18 protein-coding genes and 6 pseudogenes are annotated in these 14,997 nt (G+C 65.1%); 18 read left to right on the top strand and 6 right to left on the bottom strand.

Going from position 1 to position 14,997, the window contains the following annotated elements; translation table 11 throughout:
- Window positions 1-74: 74 nt before the first annotated feature.
- Window positions 75-203 (bottom strand): hypothetical protein, encoded by a 129-nt coding sequence (locus MLGJGCBP_RS53405; protein ID WP_258085249.1) that lies wholly within the window; start codon window positions 201-203, stop codon window positions 75-77.
- A 1,123-nt stretch (window positions 204-1,326) separates the two neighbouring features.
- Here MLGJGCBP_RS53405 and MLGJGCBP_RS45935 point away from each other — a divergent pair.
- From MLGJGCBP_RS45935 to MLGJGCBP_RS52680, 9 genes and pseudogenes are all read left to right on the top strand, one after another.
- Window positions 1,327-2,199 (top strand): DedA family protein, encoded by an 873-nt coding sequence (locus MLGJGCBP_RS45935; RefSeq protein WP_012686829.1) that lies wholly within the window; start codon window positions 1,327-1,329, stop codon window positions 2,197-2,199.
- Window positions 2,120-2,881: a COG4705 family protein gene (locus tag MLGJGCBP_RS45940; RefSeq protein ID WP_012686828.1), complete on the top strand. Its 762-nt coding sequence runs from the start codon at window positions 2,120-2,122 to the stop codon at window positions 2,879-2,881. The genes MLGJGCBP_RS45935 and MLGJGCBP_RS45940 overlap by 80 nt, the downstream gene beginning before the upstream one ends.
- 413 nt (window positions 2,882-3,294) lie before the next feature.
- Window positions 3,295-3,555, top strand: coding sequence for a CD225/dispanin family protein (locus MLGJGCBP_RS45945; protein ID WP_012686827.1), 261 nt, complete (start codon window positions 3,295-3,297; stop codon window positions 3,553-3,555).
- 230 nt (window positions 3,556-3,785) lie between these two features.
- The gene (locus MLGJGCBP_RS45950; protein WP_236580986.1) at window positions 3,786-4,106 is read left to right on the top strand and encodes a hypothetical protein; all 321 of its coding nucleotides are present in this window, start codon (window positions 3,786-3,788) and stop codon (window positions 4,104-4,106) included.
- 368 nt (window positions 4,107-4,474) lie between these two features.
- Window positions 4,475-5,118, top strand: a pseudogene (locus MLGJGCBP_RS45955) (HemK2/MTQ2 family protein methyltransferase).
- A gap of 333 nt (window positions 5,119-5,451) precedes the next feature.
- Window positions 5,452-5,892 (top strand): condensation domain-containing protein, encoded by a 441-nt coding sequence (locus MLGJGCBP_RS53410; protein WP_012686824.1) that lies wholly within the window; start codon window positions 5,452-5,454, stop codon window positions 5,890-5,892.
- A gap of 2 nt (window positions 5,893-5,894) precedes the next feature.
- Window positions 5,895-6,566: a condensation domain-containing protein gene (locus tag MLGJGCBP_RS53415; RefSeq protein ID WP_268960731.1), complete on the top strand. Its 672-nt coding sequence runs from the start codon at window positions 5,895-5,897 to the stop codon at window positions 6,564-6,566.
- Window positions 6,536-6,916 (top strand): annotated as a pseudogene (locus MLGJGCBP_RS53420) (AMP-binding protein); the annotation flags it as partial. The gene MLGJGCBP_RS53415 and the pseudogene MLGJGCBP_RS53420, both read left to right, overlap by 31 nt.
- A complete protein-coding gene (locus MLGJGCBP_RS52680; RefSeq protein ID WP_236581714.1) occupies window positions 6,867-7,382 on the top strand; it encodes an AMP-binding protein in 516 nt (171 codons plus the stop codon). The pseudogene MLGJGCBP_RS53420 and the gene MLGJGCBP_RS52680, both read left to right, overlap by 50 nt.
- A gap of 149 nt (window positions 7,383-7,531) precedes the next feature.
- Here the strand turns inward: MLGJGCBP_RS52680 and MLGJGCBP_RS53930 are convergent, their stop codons facing one another.
- Window positions 7,532-7,729 (bottom strand): hypothetical protein, encoded by a 198-nt coding sequence (locus MLGJGCBP_RS53930; protein WP_236580985.1) that lies wholly within the window; start codon window positions 7,727-7,729, stop codon window positions 7,532-7,534.
- Window positions 7,730-7,782: 53 nt separating this feature from the next.
- On the opposite strand from MLGJGCBP_RS53930, the pseudogene MLGJGCBP_RS53430 reads away from it, so the two are divergent.
- The 5 genes and pseudogenes from MLGJGCBP_RS53430 to MLGJGCBP_RS45965 form a co-directional block, all read left to right on the top strand.
- Window positions 7,783-7,869, top strand: a pseudogene (locus tag MLGJGCBP_RS53430) (hypothetical protein); the annotation flags it as partial.
- Window positions 7,841-8,140: pseudogene (locus MLGJGCBP_RS52690) on the top strand (phosphopantetheine-binding protein); the annotation flags it as partial. The pseudogenes MLGJGCBP_RS53430 and MLGJGCBP_RS52690, both read left to right, overlap by 29 nt.
- Window positions 8,141-8,158: 18 nt before the next feature.
- A complete protein-coding gene (locus MLGJGCBP_RS53435; protein ID WP_258085261.1) occupies window positions 8,159-8,767 on the top strand; it encodes a condensation domain-containing protein in 609 nt (202 codons plus the stop codon).
- 56 nt (window positions 8,768-8,823) lie between these two features.
- Window positions 8,824-9,495: a condensation domain-containing protein gene (locus MLGJGCBP_RS53440; RefSeq protein WP_258085248.1), complete on the top strand. Its 672-nt coding sequence runs from the start codon at window positions 8,824-8,826 to the stop codon at window positions 9,493-9,495.
- Between the two features lie 67 nt (window positions 9,496-9,562).
- Window positions 9,563-10,033 (top strand): DUF2231 domain-containing protein, encoded by a 471-nt coding sequence (locus MLGJGCBP_RS45965; protein ID WP_012686818.1) that lies wholly within the window; start codon window positions 9,563-9,565, stop codon window positions 10,031-10,033.
- 677 nt (window positions 10,034-10,710) lie between these two features.
- Here the strand turns inward: MLGJGCBP_RS45965 and MLGJGCBP_RS52700 are convergent.
- The 3 genes and pseudogenes from MLGJGCBP_RS52700 to MLGJGCBP_RS45980 all read right to left on the bottom strand — a co-directional run.
- Window positions 10,711-10,956: a hypothetical protein gene (locus tag MLGJGCBP_RS52700; protein ID WP_012686817.1), complete on the bottom strand. Its 246-nt coding sequence runs from the start codon at window positions 10,954-10,956 to the stop codon at window positions 10,711-10,713.
- Window positions 10,957-11,024: 68 nt separating this feature from the next.
- Window positions 11,025-11,336: pseudogene (locus tag MLGJGCBP_RS45975) on the bottom strand (transposase); the annotation flags it as partial.
- A 462-nt stretch (window positions 11,337-11,798) separates the two neighbouring features.
- Window positions 11,799-12,125: pseudogene (locus tag MLGJGCBP_RS45980) on the bottom strand (DDE-type integrase/transposase/recombinase); the annotation flags it as partial.
- A 305-nt stretch (window positions 12,126-12,430) separates the two neighbouring features.
- On the opposite strand from MLGJGCBP_RS45980, the gene MLGJGCBP_RS45985 reads away from it, so the two are divergent.
- The 3 genes from MLGJGCBP_RS45985 (at window position 12,431) to MLGJGCBP_RS52710 (ending at window position 13,483) form a co-directional block, all read left to right on the top strand.
- Complete coding sequence (locus MLGJGCBP_RS45985; RefSeq protein WP_012686814.1) at window positions 12,431-12,919, top strand: hypothetical protein; 489 nt, start codon at window positions 12,431-12,433, stop codon at window positions 12,917-12,919.
- A gap of 185 nt (window positions 12,920-13,104) precedes the next feature.
- Window positions 13,105-13,314 (top strand): hypothetical protein, encoded by a 210-nt coding sequence (locus tag MLGJGCBP_RS52705; protein ID WP_236581715.1) that lies wholly within the window; start codon window positions 13,105-13,107, stop codon window positions 13,312-13,314.
- A gap of 22 nt (window positions 13,315-13,336) precedes the next feature.
- On the top strand, window positions 13,337-13,483 hold the full coding sequence (locus MLGJGCBP_RS52710; RefSeq protein WP_236581202.1) for a hypothetical protein: 147 nt from the start codon (window positions 13,337-13,339) through the stop codon (window positions 13,481-13,483).
- 369 nt (window positions 13,484-13,852) lie between these two features.
- On the opposite strand, the gene MLGJGCBP_RS52715 is transcribed toward MLGJGCBP_RS52710, so the two are convergent.
- The gene (locus MLGJGCBP_RS52715; protein ID WP_043827272.1) at window positions 13,853-14,137 is read right to left on the bottom strand and encodes a hypothetical protein; all 285 of its coding nucleotides are present in this window, start codon (window positions 14,135-14,137) and stop codon (window positions 13,853-13,855) included.
- Between the two features lie 379 nt (window positions 14,138-14,516).
- Between MLGJGCBP_RS52715 and MLGJGCBP_RS46000 the strand changes: the two genes are divergently transcribed.
- Window positions 14,517-14,924, top strand: coding sequence for a toll/interleukin-1 receptor domain-containing protein (locus MLGJGCBP_RS46000; protein WP_043827270.1), 408 nt, complete (start codon window positions 14,517-14,519; stop codon window positions 14,922-14,924).
- Window positions 14,925-14,997: the final 73 nt, after the last annotated feature.

A 14,997-nucleotide genomic window follows, 5' to 3' on the forward strand; every position in this document is an offset into this window, starting at 1 on the left:
GAACAACGACTCATCGCGTCGTCTACGCTGTCAGTCGCCGCATGAAATCCGGTGTCCACTCCCGAGGGGCAACCTCAGTCGTCGATGACCACCGATGCTTGTCCGTCGACCAGTGGCCGCACCAGGATCCCGTTCCAATGGAAGCCACCACGAATGTCTTTCAGCTTGAAACCCGAGTTGAACGCGGCAACCAACGACGGCATCACCCACCGGCACCCGAGCGTCTGCCGGGTTTGGCGAACTGGAAGGCTGCTCGGTGCCCTCCATCAGATGAGCGTCACCCCGCGCGCAGAGGTCTGCCGCGCACCGGCGACCACGCCGCGGTGCGCGGCATCGGGTTGGAACACCGCGGTATAAGACAAGGGCGTGCCTTCCGGGCCGGCACGACCCGGTGACCACATGACCGGTGGCGTGTTTGCCGGGTGCGGCAGCAGCGGCAGGGCCAGTCGCGGCTGCTGCGTCCCGGCCGGGAACACCGGGAACGTGCAACGAGGGGGCGAGCTGACTCAGGTCGGGTTGCGCGTTCGACGGCGGATGCCGCGTGTAGAGCCAGTTCTCGTACAGGTTCAGTAATGGGGCGGCGCCGTGGTCGCGCAGCCACGAGGAGGATTTGTCCTGCCACGTCGCGTAACCGGGAGCCAGCAACGCCTGGGCATACGACATCGCGGCGGCAAGGACCATGGTGGTCACGGCCACGCCGACGATCCGGCGCGCTGTCCGCCGACCGGCGCGCCGACGTGGTGGCGGCGAGGTCGGCGGGTGAACCGGCCTGTCCTTGGTAGACGTCATGGCCCACTCCTGCCCTCATGCCGGCTATTACTGCGAGGGTGGCCCCAGCCCAGTGTGGACTCGCCGAGAAACCGCTCACCGATGAACGAAACTCCAGGTCACACCCGATACTGGCTGAGAGTGTGCGGCTTCCTCAGCGTCACCACAGCACCCCGCGCCAAGACTGCAGGCGTGAGACACGCACTGACACCGTCGCGCTTTCGACGCCGACTCGCCCGGTTCGGCAGGCTGCGCGGCGGCGCCCACGACCTTGCTCACCGAGGTGCAGCACGACCGTGCTACCGCTGGCCCTGCTCGTCGCAGGCACAGCGGTGTTCGCCGCGACGGATGGCTGAGCCCGTCGCGCGAGCGTCGCCGGGGCCCGGGCGCATCGACACTGCAAGTCCTGGAGGACACGGGAGTTGGCGTCGGCGTTCGCGGCAACCGAGACCGGTGCCTGCTGGCTGTCCGGTCATCGCCCGGAATGGCCGTCAGCAACCACGCGATGACGACGGGGCCGCGGCATGAGCATGGCACTGGGGGATCGGCATCCTGGATGTGCCGACGTTGCTGGGCGCCCTCGGTCTGCTCGGCGTTCTCGGCGCAGTGTTCGTCGAATCCGGGCTTCTCGTCGGCTTCTTCCTGCCCGGCGACTCGCTGTTGTTCACCGCCGGCGTGTTCGCCGCCCAACTTCAGCCCTTCGCGCCCCTGTGGGTGCCGGTGATCGCCATACCTGTCGCTGCGATCCTGGGCGATCAGGTCGGTTACCTCATCGGCCGACGCGTGGGACCGGCGGTGTTCGACAGTCCCAGCGCGACGAGGCTGGGACCGAAGCAGCTCGAGCAGTCGCGGCGCTTCTTCGACCGCTACGGGCCGCGCACCGTCCTCCTCGCGCGATTTGTACCGGTCGCCCGGACCATCGCCCCGGTGATGGCGGGAGCCTCCGGCATGCGCTACCGCACCTTTGTGACCTACAACGTCATCGGGGGTGTGCTGTGGGGTACGGGCGTACCCGTCCTGGGATACCTTCTCGGCGGGATACCGATCGTGCGCAACCACATCGAGGTGATCCTGATCGCGGTCGTGGTGGTCTCCTTGGTGCCGCTGCTGATCAATGCGGTGCGCACCCGACGACGTCGCGACTCCGTCGGCGCAGCCGCGCACAACCATCCCGGACGTGTCGGCGAGCCCCGCCGACACCCCAGCGTCGACCAGTTCGACCTGCACCACCCGACCAGCACAGAACCGTGGGGGCACCGCAGATGTATGAATGACCAGCACTCGTGCTGCCGCACCACGCATCGTGCGAGCGTCCCAGTGACCGTTGCCGCGCACAGCGACTGGAGCAATCATGAAGAAACTCCCCCAGATCACCGCCATCTTCTGGGTGATGAAGATCGCCGCCACCACGCTCGGCGAAACCGGTGGTGATCTCCTCGCCCAGACCCTGAACATCGGCTACGCCGCAGCCTCGGTGTTGTTCATCGGACTGTTCCTCGTCAGCCTCGTCACCCAGCTGAAGGCCAAGACGTTTCATCCCGCCCTGTATTGGACAGTGATCGTCGCCACCAGCACCGCAGGCACTACCATGTCCGACTTCCTCAACCGCTCCGCCGGACTCGGCTACGCCAAGGGCGCACTCATTCTCATCACCTGCCTGGCCTGCGTCTTCGCCATCTGGAGTCGGTTCGGCGATACCTTCGATGTCGAACGGATCTGCACCTTCCGAGGCGAGTTGCTCTATTGGACCGCCATCTTGTTCTCCAACACCCTCGGCACCTCGCTCGGCGACTTCCTCGCCGACAGTTCCGGTCTCGGCTTCGCCGGCGGCGCCCTCCTGATCGGCACCGTGATGGCGTTGATCCTCGGCGCCCACTACTTCACCACGTCCTCCGGCACTGTCCTTTTCTGGGCTGCGTTCGTGCTGACCCGCCCGCTCGGTGCGACGGTCGGGGACCTGTTCAGCAAGCCGCACGACAAAGGCGGATTGGCGCTGGGGACGGTGGGCTCATCGGCAGTGCTCGCCGTGATCTTGCTGGCGCTCATCGTCTACACCCACATCCGCCACCAAGAAACCGTGGCAGACCGCGAACCGGTCCACGAACGGTCGTGATGGCTCATCTCCCAGCCGTTCACGCGGCCCCTGCACCCCACCGCAGCAGGCAAGCGGGCGATTTTCTCACGCATCCTCGACGTGTGGAATACGGCCTCCGTTCGAACCCGAGAGCATCGACAGCTCGTCTCCGCCTCATCCCCGATGAGGACACCGGCCTCCGAGGACGTCCTAACCTCCGCAACGTTGTTGCACGGCAATGGTATTAGAACGGAATCGGCTGGCTTCTCAGCGAATTCTCAACACAGGTCCCGTACCGTCAGGCAGATCCCGACCGACATTGAGTCCATCATGGTCTCGCCGACACCAGAATCCACACCTGCCGAACCGGCCGCGCCGCGAACGAACCCCCAGCCAAGCGCGGCGCCGACGACCCCGCCGAACCGAGACCCAGCAGCAATGCGGGTTGGGCCGTGGCATCGCTCGTGTTCTTCTGGCCGCTGGCTTTCTCCGCCTTCAACCATGCATTCGATGTGTATCCACGGTGGGCGAGCGGCGACGTCGAAGGCGCCGTGGACGCCTCCCGCCGGGTGCGCCGGCTCGGGCAACTGTCGCTGTGGATCGCCGGCGGTCTACTCCTTCTGGCGGTGATTCTTTACACGATCCTGGCCATCGTGCTGATCGCCCAAGGCGGTGACGGAGACCATGAGTGGGGTCGTGAGATGCGTGGATAGTCCCCTCGTTATCCATATCCTGCAGCCCACCGATCGTTGCGCTGTTCCCGTTCGACGCTCGTTGCGACGAGAGGAACACGGCTGCCCGATGACGACCGTCGATTCAATCCATCTCAATACATACACGCGAAAGCAGCAGGCACTGGTGCATCACCCGCCGCTGCGCGTGATGCACACGCGGTGCAGTGGAGGTGGTAAACGATGTTGGGACGCCCGACGACGCTCGCACAGTGCCCACTGACCGTGAGCGGATGCGCACACGATTCGCGGATAGCATCGACGGGCTGACCGGTGGCTTGGCCGCGACATGCGCGCTGACCGTCACCGCGGTGTCGGATGCGACGAACGCGCTGCTGGATGCGGACCTCACTCTGGCCGAGCGTGTCATCGACGCGAGCGGAGCACTCGAGAATGACGCCACGACCTGGGAGCAGCGGGCGTTCTCGCTGCTCCCGCTGCAGGCGCCCGTCGCGCATGATCTGCGTGTCATGGTCGGCGGCCTCGTGCTGTCGGCGACCTACGACGCATGGGTGGACTCGCCGTGCACATAGCCGAGAGTAAACGATCACCCAAGCCGAGCAATGGCCTCACGGGGTACAAGCCGCTGTCGACATCACTCTGCTCGGCCGCTTCTACGAACGATTCTGTGACCACACTGCTGAGATCGGCGGCGGGTCATTTTCCTCGAGACCGGAAGCCTGCCGGCCTAGGACATCTGGCCCCAGCGGCCGAGCCCCGGCGGGAACGATCGGGCAAGCACACAGTGCGAGAGGACAAGTCCGTGTTTCGATCCTTTGGTGGACTCGACGACCGCGGATCTTATGCTGCACCGCACGACCGAAAAGGCCGTGTGTGTAGCCACCACTCCGGATCGTCCACGAGTCGGTGATGACCGCTGCCGCAATCGCGAGGAGTACCGGTGCTGTTGCGCCTGCCCGGGGTATATCCGCCACAGGCAGACACCTGGTTGCTGGCACAGGTACTCGCATCGCAGAAACTCGGACCCCGTTCCCGGGTCCTCGACCTGTGCACCGGAACGGGGGCACTGAGCCTGGGGGCCCTCGCGGCGGGCGCCGGCCGGGTGACGGCAGTGGACCTCTCCCGCCGCGCTAGGCTCAACACGCGGCTCAACGCCGCGATGCATCGCCGGTCGATCCGGGTCGTGCGCGCGGCGACCTGACCGCTCCGGTCCGCGCCGACAGGTTCGACCTGGTGGTCACCAATCCTCCCTACGTTCCCGCCCCCAACGATGAGCTGCCAAGCCGCGGGGGCGAGCGGGCGTGGGACGGAACGGACGGGCACTGCTCGACCGGATCTGTATCGAGGCACCGGATGTCCTCTACGCGGACGGGGTACTGCTGATCGCCCAGTCCTCACTCAGCGGAGAATCGAGATGATACAAACATCCTCGAAGAACAGGGGCTGCGCGTCGACATCGCAGCGAGGGCCGAGGTCCCGTTCGGTCCGGTTCTCTCCTCGCGCATCCAGATGCTCGAGGTACGCGGTCTGATCACTCCAGTGCACAGGGCCGAGGAGATCGTTGTCGTGAGGGCAGCGGCATGACCTCGTCGATCGATGGGCCGCCCTCGGTGTGCGCCCTGCCGGGGCGACCGGAGACCCTTCCGCTCACCGGGGCGTAGAAGGCCATCTGGTTCGCACAGCATCTCTCCCCCGAGGTGCCCTTCGTCATCGCCCAGTACACCGAACTCCGCGGCTCCGTCGACCTCGACCTGCTGACCGCCGCCAACCAGCGGGCCCACCGCGAACTCGGCGCCGGATCCGTTCGGCTCGTCGACGTCGACGGTCACCCCCACGCCGTCGTCGTCGCACCGGCCGCGAACGTATCGGTCACCGTCGTCGACCTCAGCGCCGAAGACGCGCCGCTGGAGGCAGCTCATGAAATGGATGCGACGGGACCGCAAGATCTCCCTCGACATGTACGACGAGCACCTCGTGGTCTCACACATCCTGCGGCTCACCGACAGCCGCTGCTTCTGGTATTCGCGCGCCCACCACATCGCCCTCGACGGATACGGCGCGATGACACTGATCGGCCGGACCGCCGAACTGTACGTCGCCGCCCTCGAACAGCGGGAAGCTCCCGCCCATCCGGTGGTGCACCCCGGGCAGCTGCTCGACGAGGACCTGCGCTACCAGCAGTCCGACCAGAGACGCCGCGATCGTGATTTCTGGGTTGGCGAGACAGCGGACCTGCCGGACGCAGTGACTCTCGGGCGCAGCAGCACACCCGGCGCAGCGGCACACCGGGTCAGCGGCGCCGTCTCCGCCCGGGGCAACGCCCTCGTCGACCGCGGCGGCTCCGTTCGGCGGCGGTGATCGTGTCCGCGTTCGCCGCCTTCCTCGCCCTCATGACCGGCGCCGAGAACATCCTTCTCTCACTGCCCGTTTCGGCCAGAACTAGTGCTCTACTGCGTAATTCCGCAGGATCAGTATCGAATATGCTGCCGTTGCGGCGACGGCGGGTCCGCTCGTCCACGGTCGGGGAGGCGATGAAACCCACCCAGGCGGCGTTGACCGCCGCCCTCCGCCACCAGCGGTATCGACGCGAGGACATCGGACGCGACCGCCATTCGGGCGCAGCCGCGTCTGCCCCATCCGATCCGGCGCCGTTCGGACCGGTCATCAACCTGATGATGTTCACACAGCAGATCTCCTTCGGCGGTGTGACCGGACAGGTGCAGGTCCTGACCACCGGGCCGACCTCGGAACTGGCGATCAACGTGTACCCGGGATCGATCGGATCGTTGCCGCGCATCGACTTCGAAGGCAACTCCACCGCATACAGCCACGACAAGCTCGGCGCCCACCATCGATGGTTCATCGCGTTCCTGGACACGTTCGCCGCCGCGGACTCCTCGACCGCGATCGCGGATCTCGGCCTCTTCCTTCCGGGTGAGCGCACCGGTTTCGTGCCCGCATCCGGTGCCGCGGACTGCCCACCGAGCAGTATCCCGAAGCGGTGGCGTTGCGAGCAGACGAACGGGCGCTGACCTATGTCGAACTGGATCGGCGGTCCAGCCGGGTGGCCCGGGCACTGATCTCTCGGGGCACCGGCCCCGAAACGCTTGTCGCGGTGGCGGACTCCAGATCGATCGAATCAGTGGTAGGCCTCTGGGCGGTGGTCAAGTCCGGAGCCGCGTTCGTTCCGATCGACCCCTGCCATCCTGCCGATCGCATCACGTACACCGTGGCGGACTCGGGCGCCGCGATCGGACTCGCCGTCTCGCAGGCACGTGATCGACTACCCGACTCACTCAAATGGCTTGCGCTCGACTCCGAGGAACTGTGCGGTGATCAGCGATCCGGACCCGTACACGACCTCGAACGCACACACTCCCTCCGCCGCGACCACCCCGCCTACGTCATCTACACCTCCGGTTCCACCGGCACCCCGAAGGTGGTGCGTCGTCACCCACGCCGGACTGGCGAACCTCGCTCAAGAGATTCGCGAGAAATACGGTATCTCCACAGCGTCCCGTCTCCTGCACCTCGCTTCACCGACGTTCGACACCGCCCTGGTCGAGATACTGGCCGCCGCCAATGCCGGCGCCACCCTGGTCGTGGCCCCCGCAACCGCCTTCGGAGGTCGGGAACTGGCCAAGTTCCTGTGGGAACACCACATCACCCATCTGCTGGCTACCCCTTCCTCCCTGGCGACCGTCGACCCGGCAGGTCTCGACGAGTTGCAATTGGTGCTGGTCGGCGGCGAACCGTGCCCGCCCCCGCTGGTCCGACGCTGGGCCCAAGGCCGTGACATGCGAAATGCATACGGTCTCCCACCGAAACCACGTGCAGTGTCACCTTGACCGACCCGATGGATCCGTAGTCACCGGTCACGATCGGCCCCTCATGCGCGGGGTGCGCGCCGTGGTGCTCGATCGGAATCTGCGTCCGCTCCCCCGGCGCCACCGGCGAATTGCATCTGAGCGGAGCGGGTCTCGCCCGCGGCTACCACCTACGTCCGGGTTTGACCGCCGCCACGTTCGTCGCGAACCCCTTCGGCGAACCGGGCTCGCGTATGTTCCGCAGCGGAGACCACATCCGCTGGTCGACGAACAGCGAATTCGAGTTCCTCGGCCGGGCCGACGATCAGGTGAAGATCCGAGGTCTGCGGATCGAGCTCGGCGAGATCGACGCGGCTCTTTCGGACCATCCCGACATCACCTTTGCCGCACCGTGGTGCATCGCGGGTCCACCGGGAATCCGGTGCTCGTCGCGTATGTATTGCCGCGCGAGCCCGAGACGTTCGACGTCGAGCAGCTCCATGCACGAGTCCGGCGGTTCCTCCCCGATTACATGGTCCCCGCGTCAATCATGCTCGTGGACTCGGTACCCCTGTCCCCCACCGGCAAGCTCGACCGTGCGTCGCTGCCCTATCCCACCTTCGAGGACGGCGCACGGTCTCGACGAGATCCCGAGACACCGACCGAACACGCCGTCGCCGACGTGTTCGCAGGTCCTCGGTGCCTCCGCGGTCGGTGCCGACAGCTCGTTTTTCGACCTCGGTGGCGACTCGCTGTCCGCGACCCGAGTGGTGTCCCGGATCAATGATCGCTGGGGTACCGATCTCGGGGGGCGGGACGTGTTCGACGCGCCCACGGTTGCCGCGCTGGCCACCCGGATCGGCGAATCGACGCGCGATACGGATCGCCACCGGCTCGGCGCGATACCCCTGCCCGACCGACTCCCGCTTTCCCCGGCACAGACTTTCATCGACAGAACCGTCACCGCGCCCGCCCACTACAATATTCCGTTCACCCTCCGTGTTCGCGGCGCGTTCGACCACACCGCTCTTCGACGTGCGGTCGCCGATGTGCTCGAACGGCACCGGCCACTGCGGACCATCTACCCCGACACTCCCGCCGGCCCCTACCAACACCTGCTCGCCGACGCCGTCCCCGACCCCCGCCGACGAAGAAACATCAGGGCGGTCCTTACAGCTGGATTCGACGTCCGAACTCATCCACCCCTCCGGATTCGGGTCTTCGAATTCGGGCCCGACGACCACATGATCGCCTGCACGTTCCACCACATCGGCGTGGACGGGTGGTCGTTGGCGCCGTTGGCGCGCGACCTCGTCCTCGCATACAGCGCGCGGGCGGACGACTCGGCGCCGCAGTGGCAGGACCTTCCGGTGCAGTACGCGGACTACACCCTCTGGCGGCGGGCTGTCCTCGGACAGCGAGGATGACCCCGGAAGTCTCGCGTATGCCCAAATCGACTATTGGACAGAGGAACTGGCCAGGATTGACCGGAGCGCTCTCGCTCCCGAGTGATCGCCCCCGACCCGAGAAGTGGTCCTACGGGGCGGCGCGCCTGCCCTTCGCCATCGCCCCGGCCGTCCATGGCGCACTGCTCGAGGCGGCGCGCACCCACCATACCGGCCTGTTCACGGCACTGCACGCAGCGGTGACGCTACTACTTGCCCGGCTGAGCGGCGCCACCGACATCGCCATCGGCGCTCCCGTCGCCGGACACGGCCACCCGAGCCTGGACGACGTCGTGGGAATGTTCGTCAACACCGTCGTCCTGCGCACACAGGTGGAGTCGACCACGACCTTCGACGACCTGGTGGCCCGTTGCTCGGGACATCGAGTTGCGGGCGTTCGCGCACGCGGATGTGCAGTTCGAGCGCCTGGTGGAGATCCTCGATCCCGCACGGTCACCGTCGTTGCACCCGTTCTTCCAGGTCGCGATCTCGCTCGAAAACTTCGCCCCCGCCGAACGCGATGTCGACGGACTCACTTCGACATCACGCCCAGTCCGCTCGACATCGCGAAATGCGATCCGCATTTCTATTTCACCGAACGGCACGACGGCACCGGTGCACCAGACGGTATCGACGCCAAACTGGTGTATTCCACCGATCTGTTCAACAAGGGCCTACGCGCCGTCCTCAGCACACGGTCAGAACTGTGACCACACCGCAGCCTCCGCCACAGCTGACCTTCAGCGCTTTCTCAGCACGAATCTGAACAATTGGCCCATGTCCACTGTCAACGGTTTACCCGTACATGTACTGCTCGTCCATTTCATGGTGGTACTCGCGCCGATGACAGCGGTTCTCGTCATGTTGTGCAGCGTGTGGCCGACCGCCCGGCATCGACTGGTGTGGCCGACACTGGTGCTCGCGGCCGTCACCACTGCTTTGACCCCGCTGACCACCGACGCCGGGCAATGGCTCGAAAAGAATGTTACTGACACTGCTGCCGTGGATGCGCACACCGAACGCGGCGACACCATGATCTACTTCTCCGCGGCGCTTCTGCTGATCGCACTGGCCATCACCGCGGTACACCTCCGCGAACGAAAGGCGGGACCGTCACGCCCGCTCACATGGATCGTCGCGATTCTCGCGATCGTCGTGGCGGCCAGCACCATCGTGCAGGTCTACCGAATCGGCGAGTCAGGTTCGCGCGCGGCCTGGGGTGACGTCGTCCCCGGTGAGGCTCCATGACCTACTCAGGAAGCTATCTCAACTCCCGATCGGTCGCTGCCGGACGAAGCAGCCGAGCAAGAACGATCTGAACGAGCGATCTAGACGCGCGACACATCGTCAACCCCGACCTCCACCGCCACGTCCGGACCTGCGAATCGCCGGCATGTCGGAGGCGGTCGCTGCCCCTCTCGGGCAGTAATGTCCACATCCCGCTAATGTCCACATCCCGCTGGAAGCGCGCCCACCGTGCCATTGCGCCGACGTGGCGGCGCTTCGAGAGCTGGTGCACTGGTCACGACGACACGGCGTTGCCCGCGTATCCGAAGACGGCGGCGGCCTATCTCATCGAGGCTCTGCCTGCGGTCCCCCGGAGGCGATGGGCCTTCCATCGACGACATATCGACCGCAGCGTCTATGGAACCCCAAAAAAATCCGCGAAATTCGGGACGCTCACCTCTGACTCCCCAAGATCGGTAATCGGCGTTTCTTCTGGAACCGCGCTCAGTTCGGTGGCGCTGGAATGGAAGTTCTCACGCCCGTGGTTGTTCAGTTGCAACCGCCGCCGTTTCCGCAGTCGGAATATCCTCCACCGCCGTCGAAGCCGCTGTAACCGTAGAAGCTGCCGGCGGCGCTGCCCCCCCTGCACTGCTGGTGATGCGGTAACGCCCGCCGTTGCTCGTGGCCAGACGATCTGGTCAGAGCCTGATGGGGCACTTCCGCCGAATCTCGATGACCGTACTCATGCCCGCGCAGCAGTCCCGGACCTCGGGGCTGATCGCGGCGAGTATGCGGAGCGCGTCGTTGTGCCGGGCGGTGATGTTCACGCCGAGCAGGGGCTCCATGTGCGAGACGCGGTTACGGAGGCCGTGCAAACGCCCGCCCCGGTCGGCGACGATGTACCCATTGGGATCATTCGTGTTGTGGGGGAATGCGTGACGCAACGCCTGCTGCCACAGGACCCGCCGTCCGCCATAACTGAAGCGTCCTGGATTCGGTAGAGACTCCCGGTTTACGCCACCTCACTCGAGGTGGTCTGTTGATGGTAGCGATCTTCGTACTCGACCGGTGTCAGGTAGTCGAGTGCGGAAAGCCGGCTGTTGTTGTACCAGTGCACCCACGCAGCCGTTTCGCGTTCGAGTTCGGCCCTCCCTTTCAGTATCGGATGGCGGCCGAGGAGCTCGGTCTTGTACAAGCCGATCGCCGATTCCATGAGTCCGTTGTCGAGGGCGTCGCCGACGCTGCCGATCGATCCGACGATGCCGGCTTCCTGCAGCACATGGGTGAAGGCCAGCGACGTGTATTGGCTTCCCGCATCGGAGTTAAGCCGAGTTCGGCTTAACTCCGATTAAGCCGAGGTTTTCGTTAAGCCGAGGAAGTGCCTGTATTTCTGTGCTGCAGAGATTTCTGAGGAATTCTTCGGCTTAATGATTGATTGCCTGGCGTACGTTTGTCGGTGTCCATTGCCCCAATGGGAAGGATGTTGCAATGGACAAGACGAGCACCAAATCGGTGCCGTCGTTGTCGCCGACATGCGTCTCCTCGGCCACGAAAGGTACCAACCACCACCATCTTCTACACACTCGCCACCATCGACCTGACGCGCGCCGCCGTCAACGCCGCCTCCTCAACCCCGGCGCCCCGCCGAACACCACCTCACCGAAAACGCACTGCGATCCTTCTGCACCTTCGATGAATCGGAAACGTTAAGCCGAAAAATCCGACCGACATAAGCAGCTGACCAGCCCTAACCCTGAATTCCTCGGCTAACGAAAACCTCGGCTTAATCGGAGTGATGCACCAAACCGGTTGCTGTGAAGTGGAAGTCGTGTCGACGTCGGGTGAACAATACTTGTTCGAGCACCGATGTGACCAGCGGAGTAGATTTGCTGGTCATCACTCGCCAGCCGAGGATCCGGCGGGAGAAGACGTCGACGCAGAACGCGGTGTAGCAGAATCCCGACAACGTCCAGGTGTAGGTGAAGTCGGCTACCCACCACTGAGCCGGGTGGGTCGGTGTCGACCATGCTCGTCCGATCAGAGCCGGGTGACGCGGCGCGGTATCGTCGCTTCTCGTGGTGACAATGCGGTGCCGGCCGCGGACGGCGCCGGTGATGCCGGCCATCGTCACCCAAGTGCCGCAGCCTCACGGGCGACAGGGGGCCGGCGGCGGATGCCGCCGTCCGCAGGCCATCGTGCTTCATCTCCACGACCATGCCCTCATTCTCGTGTCGAAGACAGGACACTGCCCACGTCAGAGGCTCGCGCAGGCCAAGTCACGGAACCATCGACCGCCGGCAGCGTCGGCCGTGACGCCCATAAGATACGACGACAAAACGACATACACCCCTGAACGATCCGCCGCTGACATCTGGGTGAGCGCTAACACGGTCCGCCCTCACACCGACAGGAGCACCCATGTTCAAGTTCTTTCGTCGCAGATCCGCAACCGCCCGCGATCAGCCGGGGGTCGAACAGAGCGTGGAATCAGCATCGCCGGCGGACCTCGCGCGCCTCAGGCTATTCGCGAGCGAATTCGCCGTCAGTGGTCCCTTCGTCGATCCGGACAGCGACGAGCACGACCTCTGGCAAGCCGGCAAGCTCGTCCCCTGGTACATCAGCCACCTCCTCGACAACGGCCGACACTCCGGGCCCACCGTCGACATCGCCTGCCACGCAGAAGAACCCACCGTCGACCTATGGGAGGCCGGCCAGGCCTACCCGACCTGGGATCAGACAATAGCCCTAGCCCAACTCCTCGACGTGCGAGTACGCGACCTCACCCACCCCGACGCGCGCCCGCGCCACCACCCGAACCGCCCCCAACGCCGGCGTCGTGACCTGGCCATCCTGTCATTCGAGCCGTCCGCGGTCCACGCCGCGACAGAGTGCCGCACGATTCTCTGACCCGCAGCAAAGCCGCCATGGCAGCAACCCCATCCGGGCTTCCCCGCCAGTCGTCACCGCGGTTGCGATGTCCGTCAGGCAGGAGTGCGGTGCGGTGCGCCCGAGCGCCGTTCGGGTACAGGTGCGCGAACTCCCATCCGTCCGCTTCCGGTGCTTCGTCGACGGTCCAGGTCAGCACCTGCCCGATGATCCGGCGGGCCCGGGTGTTGCTGGCGCTGGACACCTCGGTCGGGGTGGTTGATGAGAAGGAGGTGATCGCGGCACGGTTGGGGGTCTCGGGTGAGACGTTGCGGCTGGTGGCCAATCGGTTCGCTGAGACCGGTCGAGACGTGGAGGCCACGATCGGTCGCAAGCAGCGTGACCTCCCACCGGTGCCGTCGGGAGATCACTGGTGAGATCGAGGCCAGGTTGATTGCGTTGGCCTGCTCGAAGCCGCCCGAGGGTCGGTCGCGGTGGTCGCTGCGACTGCTGGAGAAGCACGTCGCCCTGGTCGACGACATCCCCGACCTGGACCACTCGACCATCGGCCGGGTTTTAAAAAAACGAAACTTCGTCCTCACCTGAAGAAGTGCTGGACCATCCCGCCGCGGGCCAACGCAGAGTTCGCGGCCCGCATGGAAGACATCCTGTCGGTCTACGCCCGCCCCCACGATCCCTCACGCCCGGTGGTGTGCATGGACGAGAATCCCTACCAGCTCCTCGCTCACGCGCATGACCCGATCCCAGCGGGCCCGGGACGCGATCTGAAGGAGGACTCCGAGTACGTGCGGCACGGGACCTGCTCGATCTTCTGCTGGGTCGAGCCCCTGGCCGGCTGGCGGCGTGTCGATTCCCAGCCCCGGCGCACCAAGGTCGACTGGGCCGGGCAGGTCAAAGACCTGCTGTGCGTGGACTATCCCGACGCAGAGACGGTGTTGCTGGTGATGGACAACCTCAGGCACCCACGGCATCGGATCGCTCTACGAGGCCTTCGAGCCGGCCGAGGCGTTCGCGCTCGCGCAGCGGCTCAAGATCCACCACACCCCCAAACACGGCTCGTGGCTCAACATCGCCGAGATCGAGCTCTCCGCGCTGACCCGCCAGTACCTGGACCGGCACATCGAGGACCTCGGAATCCTCAACGCCGAACTCGCCGCCTGGCAACGACAGACCAACGCCGATCAACGCCAGGTCCAGTGGCACTTCACCACCGACGACGCCCGCATCAAACTCCGCCACCTATATCCCAACACTTAGCCGCGACGGTCTACTAGCAGTTGCGGGTGTACCGTCGTCGGGGCCCAAGTCCGACCCACCTCCGTCGACTGTGGCGGGATCGATCACCACCCACTCACGTCCCAAGGCAGCATCAGATTCACCCAAACTGACTCCTCGATGTAATAGTGCCCTCCTCGGCAGCACGCTCGCTCCGCGACTTCCATGGCACCAGAACAGTTCCGGGTGAGCTGTTCGGGATGATTGCGTGCCTCAACACGGAGCTGCCCTGACCCGGCGGGCCGCCACCCCACACCCGACGCCGGTAAACCGCCGGACGCCCCCGACGACACCACACAGGTACATGCCATCGCCCCGGATCAGGGAAGGATACGATCTCGGCGTGACATCAGCCGAGGGCAAACACGTGTTCATCTCCTACGTCAAAGAGGATCAACAGCAGGTCGACCAACTCTGCAAAATCCTTGACGCAGCCCAGATCCCCTACTGGAGAGACCGGACATCACTCGCCCCCGGCGACAATTGGAAGGCAAAAATCCGAGATGCAATTCGATCAGGAGCACTGATCTTCCTCGCGTGTTTCTCCGACAACTCCCGCGCACGGCCCAAGACCGTCATGAACGAAGAACTCACTCTCGCCGTCGAGGAGTTCCGCCAGATGGCACCCGGCGTGACCTGGCTGATTCCGGTTCGATTCGACGACGGGAAGATTCCCGGTTGGGATCTCGGCGCAGGACGCGTCCTCGGTGACCTGAACTACGTTGACCTCTTCGGGGCAAATTACACGTGAGGTTGCCCCTCGGGAGTGGACACCGGATTTCATGCGGCGACTGACAGCGTAGACGACGCGATGAGTCGTTGTT

The sequence above is a fragment of the Rhodococcus sp. T7 genome, assembly GCF_009872365.1.
Classification (GTDB): Bacteria; Actinomycetota; Actinomycetes; order Mycobacteriales; family Mycobacteriaceae; genus Rhodococcus_F.